11 protein-coding genes are annotated in these 12,442 nt (G+C 70.9%); 2 read left to right on the top strand and 9 right to left on the bottom strand.

Features of this window, described 5'->3' with window-relative positions:
* Positions 1 to 98 precede the first annotated feature (98 nt).
* The 7 genes from ACFWW9_RS22045 to ACFWW9_RS22075 form a co-directional block, all read right to left on the bottom strand.
* Positions 99 to 1,727: an alpha-amylase family glycosyl hydrolase gene (locus ACFWW9_RS22045; RefSeq protein WP_390380824.1), complete on the bottom strand. Its 1,629-nt coding sequence runs from the start codon at positions 1,725 to 1,727 to the stop codon at positions 99 to 101.
* Between the two features lie 25 nt (positions 1,728 to 1,752).
* A complete protein-coding gene (locus ACFWW9_RS22050; RefSeq protein ID WP_390380827.1) occupies positions 1,753 to 2,622 on the bottom strand; it encodes a carbohydrate ABC transporter permease in 870 nt (289 codons plus the stop codon).
* The gene (locus tag ACFWW9_RS22055; protein WP_390380830.1) at positions 2,619 to 3,569 is read right to left on the bottom strand and encodes a carbohydrate ABC transporter permease; all 951 of its coding nucleotides are present in this window, start codon (positions 3,567 to 3,569) and stop codon (positions 2,619 to 2,621) included. The genes ACFWW9_RS22050 and ACFWW9_RS22055 overlap by 4 nt, the downstream gene beginning before the upstream one ends.
* Complete coding sequence (locus ACFWW9_RS22060) at positions 3,569 to 4,930, bottom strand: ABC transporter substrate-binding protein (protein ID WP_390380833.1); 1,362 nt, start codon at positions 4,928 to 4,930, stop codon at positions 3,569 to 3,571. Before ACFWW9_RS22060 ends, ACFWW9_RS22055 begins: the two co-directional genes overlap by 1 nt.
* 231 nt (positions 4,931 to 5,161) lie before the next feature.
* The gene (locus ACFWW9_RS22065) at positions 5,162 to 6,172 is read right to left on the bottom strand and encodes a LacI family DNA-binding transcriptional regulator (protein WP_390380836.1); all 1,011 of its coding nucleotides are present in this window, start codon (positions 6,170 to 6,172) and stop codon (positions 5,162 to 5,164) included.
* A 21-nt stretch (positions 6,173 to 6,193) separates the two neighbouring features.
* Complete coding sequence (locus ACFWW9_RS22070; RefSeq protein WP_390380839.1) at positions 6,194 to 6,754, bottom strand: enoyl-CoA hydratase/isomerase family protein; 561 nt, start codon at positions 6,752 to 6,754, stop codon at positions 6,194 to 6,196.
* A gap of 156 nt (positions 6,755 to 6,910) precedes the next feature.
* Positions 6,911 to 7,870, bottom strand: coding sequence for a helix-turn-helix domain-containing protein (locus tag ACFWW9_RS22075; RefSeq protein ID WP_390380843.1), 960 nt, complete (start codon positions 7,868 to 7,870; stop codon positions 6,911 to 6,913).
* Positions 7,871 to 8,088: 218 nt separating this feature from the next.
* On the opposite strand from ACFWW9_RS22075, the gene ACFWW9_RS22080 reads away from it, so the two are divergent.
* Positions 8,089 to 9,909, top strand: coding sequence for a S8 family serine peptidase (locus tag ACFWW9_RS22080; protein ID WP_390380846.1), 1,821 nt, complete (start codon positions 8,089 to 8,091; stop codon positions 9,907 to 9,909).
* 57 nt (positions 9,910 to 9,966) lie between these two features.
* Here the strand turns inward: ACFWW9_RS22080 and ACFWW9_RS22085 are convergent, their stop codons facing one another.
* Positions 9,967 to 10,449, bottom strand: coding sequence for an Lrp/AsnC family transcriptional regulator (locus ACFWW9_RS22085; RefSeq protein WP_390380849.1), 483 nt, complete (start codon positions 10,447 to 10,449; stop codon positions 9,967 to 9,969).
* A 107-nt stretch (positions 10,450 to 10,556) separates the two neighbouring features.
* On the opposite strand from ACFWW9_RS22085, the gene ACFWW9_RS22090 reads away from it, so the two are divergent.
* Positions 10,557 to 11,570 carry a Glu/Leu/Phe/Val dehydrogenase dimerization domain-containing protein gene (locus ACFWW9_RS22090; protein ID WP_390380852.1) on the top strand — a complete coding sequence of 338 codons (1,014 nt, stop codon included), beginning with the start codon at positions 10,557 to 10,559 and terminating at the stop codon, positions 11,568 to 11,570.
* A 5-nt stretch (positions 11,571 to 11,575) separates the two neighbouring features.
* On the opposite strand, the gene ACFWW9_RS22095 is transcribed toward ACFWW9_RS22090, so the two are convergent.
* Positions 11,576 to 12,361, bottom strand: a complete 786-nt coding sequence (locus tag ACFWW9_RS22095) for an alpha/beta fold hydrolase (RefSeq protein ID WP_390380855.1) — start codon at positions 12,359 to 12,361, stop codon at positions 11,576 to 11,578.
* Positions 12,362 to 12,442 lie beyond the last annotated feature (81 nt).

Genomic DNA, 12,442 nt, shown 5'->3' on the forward strand with positions numbered 1-12,442 from the left:
TGGTTGTTCGGGCCGACAACCGAGGGGCGCGCGCGGAGGGCAGGGACCTACCGGGGCACGGGTCTCAGGCGGAACGACATCGTTGTCCTCCTCGCGGATCAGCCCAGGCGGAGCCAGGCGGCGGTGTCCGACGGCAGGTCGCCGTCGACCAGGGGGTTGCTGGTGAGCAGGACGCTCTCATGCTCCGGCAGGGGGATCGGAGTGGACGACAGGTTGACCACGCAGGCGAAACCGGGCGAGCGGGTGAACGCGAGCACGCCCGGCCCGAGGTCGAGCCACGTCAGGTCGCCGTCGCCGAGCGCCTCCTCGCTGCGGCGCAGGCCGAGCGCGGTCCGGTAGAACGACAGCATCGAGTCCGGGTCGGCCGCCTCCACCTCCGCGGTGAAGCCGCTCCACTCCGCGGGCTGCGGCAGCCACGCCGTGCCGTCGCCGAACCCGAACGGCGCTTCCGTGCCGCCCCAGGGGATCGGGATGCGGCAGCCGTCACGCCCGCGGTCGGTGTGGCCGGACCGCACCCACACCGGGTCCTCGCGCAGGTCGTCGTCGAGGTCCTCGACCTCCCAGAGGCCCAGCTCCTCGCCCTGGTAGACGTAGACGCCTCCGGGCAGCGACGTGGTCAGCATCGCCGCGGCGCGGGCCCGGCGGGTGCCGAGGTCGAAGTCGGTGGGCGCCAGGTGCTGGCGGTCGCCGAAGTCGAACGAGGTGTCCGCGCGGCCGTAGCGGGTGACGTGCCGGGTGACGTCGTGGTTGGACAGCACCCACGTGGGCGGCGCGCCGACGGGGGCGTGCGCGGCGAGGGTGTCGTCGATGACCCCGCGCAGCGCGGAGGCCTCCCACGGGCAGCCGAGGAAGTCGAAGTTGAACGCCGAGTGCAGCTCGTCCGCGCGCAGGTAGCGGGCGAAGCGCACCGGGTCCGGCAGCCACATCTCGCCGACGAAGACCCGTTCGCCGGGGTACTCGTCGGCGACGCGCCGCCAGTGCCGGTAGATCTCGTGGACGCCGTCCTGGTCGGAGAAGGGCAGCGGCTCCGGGGTCTCCCCGTTGAGGTCCGGCAGGCCGTCCTCCTTCACCAGGCCGTCGGCGACGTCGATGCGGAAGCCGTCAACGCCGCGGTCCAGCCAGAACCGGAGGATGTCGTCGAACTCGTCGTGCACCTTCTGGTTGGTCCAGTTGAAGTCCGGCTGCTCGGGGCTGTAGAGGTGCAGGTACCAGTCGCCCGCCGTGCCGTCCGGGTTCGTGGACCGGGTCCACGCCGGGCCGCCGAACCGGGACTGCCAGTCGTTCGGCGGCTCCGAGCCGTCCTCCCCCTTGCCCGGCCTGAACCAGAACAGCTCGCGCGCGGGGCTGCCCGGCCCCTCGGCGATGGCCTGGAGGAACCAGGGGTGCTGGTCCGAGCAGTGGTTGGGGACGATGTCGATGATGATCCGGATGCCGAGGGCGTGCGCCTCGTCGATCAGCTTCTCGGCCTCCACCAGGGAACCGAACAGCGGCTCGATGGCCCGGTAGTCGGCCACGTCGTAGCCGCCGTCGGCCATCGGCGACGGGTACCACGGGTTGAGCCAGATCGCGTCGATGCCCAGTTCGGCGATGTAGGGCAGCTTGCGCAGCAGGCCCTGGAGGTCACCGACCCCGTCGCCGTTGCCGTCCGCGAAACTCCGGACGTACACCTGGTAGATCGCCGCCCCGCGCCACCAACGCGTGGTCGTGGTCGTCTTCGCTTCGGCCACTTCAATGCCCTCCTCGTGGAATGGTTCAGCCCTTGACGCTTCCCGCTGTGAGTCCGGCCAGGATGTGCCGTTGGAAAACCAGGAAAACGGCGATCATCGGCAGGGCGGCGAGCACCAATCCGGCCAGCAGCAGGTTGATCGGGGTGTCGGGCGCGAAGCGCTGCAACGCCACGCTGAGCGTCTGCAGCGCCGGGTCGGAGAAGACCAGCAGGGGCCAGATGAAGTCCTTCCAGGCGGCCACCACGGCCAGGATCGAGACCACGGCCAGGATCGGGCGGGCCATCGGCAGGACCACCCGCCACAGCACGGTGACCGCGCCCGCGCCGTCCATCCGCGCGGCGTCGAGCAGCTCCGAGGGGATCTGGTCGAAGAACCGCTTCAGCAGGTAGATGTTGAACGCGTTGGCGGCGGCGGGCAGCCAGATCGCGGCGGGGTTGTTGACCAGGTTGACGCCCAGGATCGGGACGTCGGTGATGGTCAGGTACATCGGCACGAGCAGGGTGGACGGCGGCAGCATCAGCGTGATCAGCATCGCCACCAGCACCCCGTTGCCGAACACGGGCCGCAGCTTGGACAGCGCGTACGCGGCGGGCACGTCGAACAGGATCTGGATCACCCAGGCCCCCGCCACCACGAGCACGGTGTTGAGGAAGTACTTGCCCAGGTCCATCAACTGCCACGCCTCGGTGTAGTTGCCGGGCTGCCACGTCTCCGGCAGCACCGTCACCGGCACCCGAGCCAGTTCCACGGTGGGTTTCATCGCGCCGAGCACCAGCCACAGGAACGGCAGCACGAACGCCGCGGTGAACACCACGATCGTCACGGTGAACACGACCTTGTAGCCGAGGCCGGTGCGGTTGCCGGAGAAGAGGGTCCGAACAGGACGGTCGCTCACGCGTCTGCCCTCCTGGTGATCCGCAGGTAGGCGAAGGAGAACACCGACAGCACCACGAGCAGCAGCGTGCTGAGAGCGCTGGCCGTGCCGAAGTCGTTGTAGACGAAGGCGTAGCGGTACAGCAGGAGCAGCACGGTGACCGTGGAGTCGTCCGGTCCGCCGCCGGTCATGATGTAGGGCTCGGTGAACACCTGCATCGTCGCGACGATCTGCAACAGCAGCAGCACCAGCAGCACGAACCGGGTCTGCGGGATCGTCACGTGGCGCAGGCGCTGCACGACGTTCGCGCCGTCCAGCTCCGCGGCCTCGTACAGCTCGCCGGGGATGGTCTGCAACGCCGCCAGGTAGATCAGCGTCGCCGAGCCCAGGTTCGACCACGTGGCCACGAGCACCAGCGACAGCAACGACGTCGTGCTGTCGTCGAGCCAGTGCGGGCCGTCGATCCCGACGATCCGCAGCAGCGAGTTGAACAGGCCGGGGCCCGGATCGTAGAACCACTTCCACAGCAGCGCCGCGACCACCGGAGGGAGCATCACCGGCAGGTAGACGACCAGCCGGAAGTACCCCTTGGCGTGCCGGAGTTCGTTGAGCAGCACGGCGATCAGGAACGGGACGAAGAACCCGAACACCAGCGCCAGCCCGGTGAACAGCAGCGTGTTGCGCCACGCGTCCCAGAACAGCGGGTCCGCGAAGAGCCGTTCGAAGTTGTCGAACCCGACCCACTCCGGGTCGGTGATGAAGTTGACCTGCTGGAACGCCAGCAGGACACCGCGAACGATGGGGTACCAGGAGAACAGCGCGAAGCAGACCAGGGCGGCGCACAGGAACCCGTACGCCGTCAGGTTCTCCACGATCCGGCGGCGCGTCCGGCCGGGGGCCCGCCCCGGACGCCGGGTGGCGTCCGGGGCGGGTGCTCCGGCAGGGCGGAGCAGTGTGGAAGCCGACATCACTTCACCTGGGCCAGCACCGGGTTCACCTTGGCTTCGGCATCGGCGAGCAGCTTGGAGACGTCCGCGTCCTTGTCCGTGAGCACGGCCTGCATCACGTTGTCGAGGATCGCGTACACCTGCTGGGCGTTCGGGGGCTCGATGGCGCCCTTGATGCTCTCGAAGGAGTCGACGTAGGCCTTGAAGTTCGCCACCGGCACGGTCGCGTTGGCGTCCTTGAGCTGGTTCTGCTTGTCACGCGTGGCGCCGGTCCAGATGTCGGCGACCGGCGGGACCGGCAGCCCGATGGGCTGGCCCTCGGCCTTGTAGCGCTGGAGGTTCTTCTCGATGCGGTCCGGGTTCAGGTACTTCCACTGGATCCACTTGAGGCCGGCCTTGATCTTCTCGGGCGTGGCCTTCGGGTTGAGCATGTAGCCCTCGCCGCCGATCAGCGTGCCCTTGCCGTCCGGGATGCCCGCCAGGCCGTAGTCCTCGTACTTGCCCTTGAACTGGTTGACCAGCGTGGGCACGTTGTCCGGCGCGGACAGGTACATGCCGAGTTGGCCCGCGCCCATCATCTGCTGCACGTCGGCGAGTTCGAGGAGCTGCTTCTCGCCCATGCTGTTGTCCTCCCACCTCATCTTCTTGAGGTGGTTCAGCACGGCCTTGCCCTTGTCGTTGTTGAAGTCCGCGACCCACTTGTCGCCGTCCTTCTTCGCGATCTGGCCGCCCTGCGAGTACATCCAAGTGGTGAAGTGCCAGCCGCCCTGGTTGCTCTTGCTGTACTCGGCGAAGCCGACCGTGCCGCCGCCGAGGTCGGCGATCTTCTTGGCCGCCACCGCGACCTCGTCCCACGTCTTCGGCGGGGAGTCGGGGTTCAGGCCCGCCTTGGTGAACAGCGCCCGGCTGTAGAGCAGGCCCATGGAGTAGTTGGCCGTCGGGACGCCGTAGACCTTGCCGCCCGCGCTGAACACGTCCTTGAGGTTCTGCTGGATGTCCGCGTAGTGCGGCACGTCCTTCACGTAGTCCGTGATGTCCGCGGCCTGCTTGCGGGCGATGAGGTTCGCCGGGTCGGTGAAGTAGGCGTAGAACACGTCTTCGAGCTGGCCGCCCGCGAGCTTCGCCGAGAAGGTCTTGGGGTCCATGAACCCCTCCTTCGGCTGGAGGTCGATGTCGGGGTTCGCCGCCTCGAACTCGGCGACGTCGTCGTCGAAGACCTTCCGGTCGAACGCCTGCGTCTGGGGCGGCTGGCCGTTGACCGTGATGGCCACCTTGCCGCCGGTGGACGCGTCGGGCGTGCTGGAGGAGCACGCCACCGTGGCGAGGCTGAGGCTGCCGACCAGCACCAGGCCTGCGGCTCTGCGGACCGTTGATGTGTTCATCGTCTGGGGACCCTTCTCGACGAGGGTGCGCGGGATCTGTCCGTGAGTCGGAGGTGACTCTCGGCGGTGGATCAGCGACGGCTTGTGTGGCGCACACCATAAGCGTGACGAGCCGGAGTCCGCAAGATGTCTACGATATTTCGCAAGATGCTGACATTTATCACGAACGGGTGACGCGAAGAAGGGGCGAGCCGTGGCGGCTCGCCCCTTCGGGGTCTGACGGGAGCGGGACTAGCGCGGAGCGGGGCCCGTGGACGCGCGGACGACCAGCTCGGGCTCGAACAGCAGCTCCTCGTCGGGCACCTGCGCCCCGGAGATCTGGTTCGCCAACAGCTCGACGGCCGCCCGGCCCATGGCCTCGATCGGCTGCCGGACCGTGGTCAGCGGCGGCTCGGTGCAGTTCATGAACGCCGAGTCGTCGTAGCCGACCACCGACACGTCCTGCGGGATCCGCTTGCCCTGCCTGCGCACCGCGCGCACCGCGCCTAGCGCAAGCGGGTCACTGGCGCAGACGATGCCGGTGACCCCGCGGTGCAGCAGCCGGGTGGCCGCGGCCTGCCCGCCCTCGAGGGAGAACATGGTGTGCTCGACGTAATCGTGCAAGAGCTCCAGGTTCGCCCGTTCGGCGCACACCTGGAGGGCCGCCAGCTTGCGCTGCGACGGCACGTGGTCGGGCGGTCCGAGCACCGCGCCGATGCGCTGGTGGCCCAGCGACACCAGGTGCCCGAACGCCTGCTCGACGGCCACCGCGTCGTCGCACGACACCCGCGGGAAGCCGAGGTCCTCGACGGCCGCGTTGACGAGCACGGCGGGCAGCTTGCGGCGGGTCATCTGCCGGTAGTGCTCGTGCGGCGCGTCGGCCTGGGCGTACTGCCCGCCCGCGAACACGACGCCGGACACGTGCTGTTCGAGCAGCAGTTCCAGGTAGTCGGCCTCGGACACGCCACCGGCCGTGCGGGTGCACAGCACGGGGGTGAACCCGCGCTGCGCGAGCGCGTTGCCGACCACGTCCGCGAACGCCGGAAAGATCGGGTTCTGCAACTCCGGGAGCACCAGCCCGACCAGCCGGGCGCGCTCGCCGCGCAGCTGCGTGGGGCGCTCGTAGCCGAGCACGTCGAGGGCCGTGAGCACGGCGGAGCGGGTAGCGTCGGAGACACCCGGCTTGCCGTTGAGCACCCGGCTCACCGTCGCCTCGCTCACGCCGACCTTCGCGGCCACTTCCGCCAACCGTCGCTGCGTCATAGAGCAACTATACGACAATGATTAACGGACTTTTGCGTACTCTTGCGCTCGTTTGCGTGGTTTGTGTGCCGCGTGGCTGACGGCCAGCTCCCGCGCTGACGCAAGCAGTGCGCAAAACGGCACCACCAGGTCGACGAGCCCACCGCGCAACGCCTCCGCCGGGGGCACCCGGCGGCCGGTCAGGACCGCGCGATCCGCTCGCGCCGAGGTCACGCACCCCAGGCTGCCGGTGTCCGCGAGCACCCGCGCGTCGCACGCCATCGCCACCGCACACCCGCCGCCGACCGCGTCCCCGCCGATCGCGGCGACCACCGGGACGGGCATCCGGGCGATCCGCTCGCACAGCAGGCGGAGGTCCTCGGCGCGGGCCCGGACCTCGGCGGGCGAGGTGCGCGCGACGAGCCGGAGGTCGACGCCGGAGAGGAACGGGCGGTCGTCGCAGTGCAGCACGATCGCGACGGCGTCCGACGCGGTGTCGAGCGCCGACCGCACGGCGGCGAGGTCGGAGTCGGTCGGTCCGGCCGGAGAGTGCTCGACGCGGATCGACGCGACCCCGTCGGTGAACTCCAAGGTGACGGGCATGAGGCCGTCATCGTGACTGAAACCGCACCCGTGTGTCATGCGGGTGACCACCATCGAGTGACATGCGGCGTGTCATGTCGGCTGGTCAGGCGGGGTGCCGGATCGGACGGCGACGACGCGACCGGGTAGGTGAGTTCCAGAGGGTGACTCAGGTATTCAGAGCCAACCGCGTCTCATCGCCTGCACACCGGCCTGGAACCGGGTCTGGGCGCCCGAGCGGTCCATCAGCTGCCGCACCCGCCGCTGCACGGTCCGGGGCGCCAGCCCGAGCTGCCGCGCGATGCTCTCGTCGGTCAGCCCGGCGGCCAGCAGCGCCAGCAGCTGCGGGTCGGCGACCTCGTCGGCGGGCGCTCCGGCCGACGACCGGGGCGTGAACGGGATCCCCTGGTCCCAGTACAGCTCGAACGTCGAGAGCAGCACGTCCAGCAGCGCGGACGGCCGGATCAGCAGCACCTTGTCCACGACCCCGTTCGACCCCACCGGCAGCACCGCGACCCGCGCGTCGACCAGCCCGAGCTTGAACGGCAGCGTGGGCGTGACCCGCGCCCGCTCCCCCGCCGCGACCAGGTGCACGATCTCGGCCAGCCGACCGGGCAGCTCGATGCTGGACCGGTCGTAGATGACCCGCCACTGCACCTGCCGGGCGCGCGTGTCGACCTCCAGCGCCACGTGGTCCTCCGGCGGCGACACGTACGGCGGCTGGTCCAGCACGCACACCTCGCGGCGCGCGCCCGCGAGCAGCGTCTCCCACAGGTCGCGCACGGCGTTCACACCCGTGACGACCTCGACCATGCCGCTGTCGTCCTGGTGCTGCTCGTCGCGGCCCTTCAGGTACAGCTCCATCAGCGGCAGCGCCTCGGCGCGCGCCCGCCGGTGGCCGTCCTCGCGCGCGGCGATGAGCATCTCCACGGCGAGGTCCGGCGCGACGGCCTGCCACACCGCGGGGTCGCCGGACCGGCGTTGAACCAGGCCGAGGGCGTCCAGCGAGGCCACGACGGGCTCCGCGGCGACGCCCGGCAGCTCGGCGGCGATCTCGTCGACCGTGCACGTGCCCACCCGGACCAACACCTCGTAGACCCGCGACTGCTCCGGCGTGACGCCCAGGTGTTCGAACACTCACGCATTGTCCACCACTGGACCGAAGGGACTCACGCGTACGACCGTTCGGACCAGTGGCAGTGGCGGGATTACGCCGCTGACGGGAACCTGCCCGCCCAGGCCCTGTGCCAGGCGCCACACCGCTGCCTACGTTCCAGCTCAACTCCGCAGCCGCTTCAGAAACCCTGATCCCTCGGCGGCAAGCGGGGTCCCTGTAGGTGGAAGGAACAACCGCTGTGAATGGATTGCGACGCACCGCCACGTGCGCTGCCGTCACGGTGACGCTGCTCGGTGGCATCACCACTACGGCGTTCGCGGCCCCCGCGGCCCAGCCCGGCGCGGACCTGGTGGCCCAGCCCGTCCCCACCGGGACCGCTCGGCCCTACGAACGCCTGATCGTCGGCTACAAGTCGACGGCGACCGAGTCCAGTTCCGACACGGCCGCCGCGGCGGACGCGCGGACCAAGGGCGCGAAGGCCGGTCGCACGCTCAAGCTGGACCGGCGGCTCGCCACCGGCGCGGCCGTCGTCGACCTGGGTGGCACGACCACCGCGGGCGACGCCGCCAAGACCATCGCGGAGTTCCGGGCCGACCCGGACGTCGCCTACGTCGAGCCCGACCTGATGATGCAGGCGCTGGCCGAGCCGAACGACACCGAGTACGCCAAGCAGTGGGACCTCTACGAGCCCACCGCGGGCATGAACGTCCCCGCCGCGTGGCCCACGTCGACCGGCGCGGGCGTCACGGTCGCGGTCATCGACACCGGCTACGTCACGCACTCCGACCTCGCGGGCAAGACCGTGGCGGGCTACGACTTCGTGTCCGACGCCTCCCGCGCCCGTGACGGCGGCGGCCGCGACAGCGACCCGTCCGACAACGGCGACTGGATGAAGAGGGGCGACTGCGGCACCGACTCGCTCGGCCAGCCCGTCCCGCCCACCGACCAGAACTCCAGCTGGCACGGCACGCACGTCGCGGGCACCATCGCGGCGTCGACGAACAACGGCAAGGGCGTCGCGGGCATCGCGTACGACGCGAAGATCCAGCCCGTCCGCGTGCTCGCGCAGTGCGGCGGCAGCACCTCCGACATCGCCGACGCCATCATCTGGGCGTCCGGCGGCACCGTCGCGGGCGTGCCCGCCAACCCCACCCCGGCCAAGGTCATCAACATGAGCCTCGGCGGTCCGGGCGCGTGCTCGTCGACCTACCAGAACGCGATCAACTCGGCCGTCGGCCGGGGCACGACCGTGGTCGTCGCGGCGGGCAACTCCAACGCCGACACGGCGGGCTTCGCCCCGTCGAGCTGCAACAACGTCGTGAACGTCGCCGCGGGCAGCCGTGAGGGCAACCGCTCGTACTACTCCAACTACGGGGCCAAGGTCGACATCACCGCGCCCGGCGGCGAGACCCGCCGCGGCACCGTGTCCACCCCGGAGAACGGCATCCTGTCCACGCTGAACACCGGCACGACCACGCCGGGCAGCGAGACCTACGTGCCGTACCAGGGCACCAGCATGGCCGCGCCGCACATCGCCGGACTGGCCGCGCTCGTGCTGGCGAGGAACAGCTCCCTCACGCCCGCCCAGGTCGAGACGCTGATCAAGAACAACGCCCGGCCGTTGGCGGGCACCTGCACCGGTGGCTGCGGCGCGGGCCTGGCCGACGCGGCGAAGACCGTGGCGGCGGCGGGCGGCGGCACCACGCCCCCGACCGGCGGCACGTTCGAGAACACCGCCGACGTCCAGATCCCGGACAACGGCGCCGCGGTCACGTCGTCGATCACCGTCTCCGGCCGCACGGGCAACGCCCCGTCCGCGCTGAAGGTCGGCGTCGACATCAAGCACACCTACCGGGGCGACCTGGTGATCGACCTGCTCGCGCCCGACGGCACCGCCTACCGCCTGAAGGGGTCGGCCAACGACTCCGCGGACGACGTGACGACCACCTACACCGTGAACGCCTCCAGCGAGGTCGCGAACGGCACGTGGAAGCTGCGCGTCCAGGACGTGGCGGCGGCCGACACCGGCTACATCAACTCCTGGAACCTCGTGTTCTAGGAGCCGACCCGGCCTCCCCCTGTCCGGCCGGACCGCTTGGTGGCAGCGCCCCGGACCTCATCGAGGTCCGGGGCGCTTCCCGTTGTCCGGCAAGGGCTCCAGCACGGTCCGGTGGTGGTGCCGGAAGATGATCGAGCTGCGGAAGCCGACGACCTCCTTGCGCACGGCGAGCCGGTCGGCGAGGAACGAGTGCAGGTGGTCGATGTCCCGCACGCTGACGTGGACCAGGAAGTCGTCGCTGCCCGCCGTCACGAACACCGACATCACCTCGGGCAGGTCCGCGAGCGTGCGCTGGAACGCGTCGATCACCACCCGGCTCAACGGCCGGACCTGCGCCGACACCATCGCCTGCACACCTCGGCCCAGCGCGGCCAGGTCGATGTCCGCGTGGTAGCCGCGGATCACCCCGCGCTCGCGCAGCAGCCGGATCCGCTCCAGGCACGTCGACGGCGCGATCCCGACCTTGCGGGCGATGTCGCGGTTCGACTGCCGGGCGTCCTCCTGCAGCAACGCGACGATCGCCGAATCAAGTTCGTCCACGGCCCCTCTTCCCGCTCGCCACCGAACAACGTTCGGCGGACCGACCACGCCGTCGCGCTTCACCCTAACTTCGGTGCCACGGGCCGTTCATCGTTCAGGAGGCAGTCATGTGGGAGCACGAGGAGCTGGTCGTCCGGCGCGGCCGCCGGTCGGGGGTCACCACGATGGTCGCCGTGCACTCGCGGGCGCTGGGCCCGGCCGTGGGCGGGACCAGGCTCAAGGCGTACCCGGACCTGGACGCGGCGGTGCACGACGTGCTGCGGCTGTCCCGCGCCATGACGGACAAGTGCGCCGTCGCCGGGGTCCGGTTCGGCGGCGGCAAGAGCGTGATCGCACTGGCGGAGGGCGAGGTCCTGACCGCGGCGCGACGCCGTGACGTGCTGCTGGACCACGCGGACCTGATCGCCTCGTTCGACGGCGGCTACCGCACGGGCCCGGACGTCGGCACCGGCCCGGAGGACATGCTGGTGCTGCGGGAGATCACCCCGTACTCGTCCTGCCTGCCCGAGTCGCACGGCGGCGTCGGCTCGTCCAGCGCTCCCACGGCGGTCGGCGTCCTGGCCTCGCTGCGGGCGGCGGCGAGGCAGGTGTTCGGCTCGGCCGACGTCACGGGCAAGCGCGTCGTGATCGCCGGTTTCGGCTCGGTCGGCGAGCACCTCGCGGCGGGCCTGACCGGAGCGGACGTCACCGTGTCCGACATCGACCCGCGCCGCGAACGCCTGGCGCGCGACCTCGGCTACGGCTGGGTCGCCCCGGAGAAGGCGTTGGCGACCCCGGCCGACATCCTCGTCCCGGCGGCCGTCGGCGGCGTCCTGGCCGCGGACACGGACCTGGGCGCGTCCCTGGTGGTAGGCCCGGCGAACAACCAGCTCACCGACGACGCGGTGGCGGCCGACCTCGCCGCCAGGGGCGTCACGTGGGTGCCGGACTTCGTGGCGAGCGCGGGCGGCATCGTCTACGTGCTGGCCCGCGAGGTGGACGGCCTGTCCCACGAGGCCGCGCTGGCACGGGTGGAGGCCATCGGCGAGACCGTGGCCGCGATCCTGGCCGCCGCCACGGCCGCGGGCACCACGCCGCTGCGCGAGGCGACCGCGCTGGCGGCCCGTCGGCTGGCGGCCTGACCCGGTCAGCCGAGGAACGCGAGCACCTCCCGGTCGAACTCCTCGGGCCGCTCCAGGTTGACCACGTGCCCCGCGCCGCCGACGACCACCTTCCTGGCGTCGGCGGCCGAGGCCTCCACCAGGTCGGCCACCCCGTGGATGTCGGTGGAGTCCACGTCGCCGACCACCAGCAGGGTCGACGCCACCAGCTCGGCCACCCGCTCGATCGCCCCGAACTGGACGGAGGGCGTCATCGCCTGCCGGTGCCGGGCGAAGTTGTCCAGCATCATCGCGCGACACGACTCCCGCACGGCGGGCTCCACCTCCTCCGGAGCCCGGTGCGGGCCGTCGACCCACGCCCGCAGCACGCACTCGACCGCGCCCTCGACGCTCCCCGCCGCGCCGATCCGGCCCATGTGCTCCAGCACGAACGGATCGCGGAACGCCATCCCGCTGATCCCCGGCGAGGCGAGCACCAGCCGGTCGACCCGGTCCGGGTGCGCGATCCCGAAGTCGATCGCCGTGCGGGCCCCCAACGACAGCCCCACGACCGACGCCCGCGCGATCCCCAGACCGTCCAGGAGCACCCGGAGGTCCTCGTGGTGGGCGAAGAGGCCGCTCGGCGTGGACGACCGGCCGTGGCCGCGGGTGTCGTACCGGACGACGGTGTGGGCCCGGCCGAACCGCGCGACCTGCGCGTCCCACATCGCCCCGTTGAGGAACCCGCCGTGCAGCAGCACGACCGGGCTGCCGGACCCGCGGATCTCGTACGCCAGTTCGCCGCCGTCAACGGTCATCGTTCCCGAGGTCATGGTGATCGACGCTACCGGGATGCGCCCGGACCAGGCCGGATGGCACAGTCGTGCCGACCGCCACCGCCGCTTCCAAGGGGG

It is taken from the genome of Umezawaea sp. NPDC059074 (assembly GCF_042738955.1).
Taxonomy (GTDB): Bacteria; Actinomycetota; Actinomycetes; order Mycobacteriales; family Pseudonocardiaceae; genus Umezawaea.

Excerpts from the sequence above, each read along its gene's own strand:
- ACFWW9_RS22060 (WP_390380833.1), bottom strand. The coding sequence starts at position 4,930 with ATGAACACATCAACGGTCCGCAGAGCCGCAGGCCTGGTGCTGGTCGGC.
- ACFWW9_RS22065 (WP_390380836.1), bottom strand. The coding sequence starts at position 6,172 with ATGACGCAGCGACGGTTGGCGGAAGTGGCCGCGAAGGTCGGCGTGAGC.
- ACFWW9_RS22090 (WP_390380852.1), top strand. The coding sequence starts at position 10,557 with ATGTGGGAGCACGAGGAGCTGGTCGTCCGGCGCGGCCGCCGGTCGGGG.
- ACFWW9_RS22055 (WP_390380830.1), bottom strand. The coding sequence starts at position 3,569 with ATGTCGGCTTCCACACTGCTCCGCCCTGCCGGAGCACCCGCCCCGGAC.
- ACFWW9_RS22070 (WP_390380839.1), bottom strand. The coding sequence starts at position 6,754 with ATGCCCGTCACCTTGGAGTTCACCGACGGGGTCGCGTCGATCCGCGTC.
- ACFWW9_RS22095 (WP_390380855.1), bottom strand. The coding sequence starts at position 12,361 with ATGACCTCGGGAACGATGACCGTTGACGGCGGCGAACTGGCGTACGAG.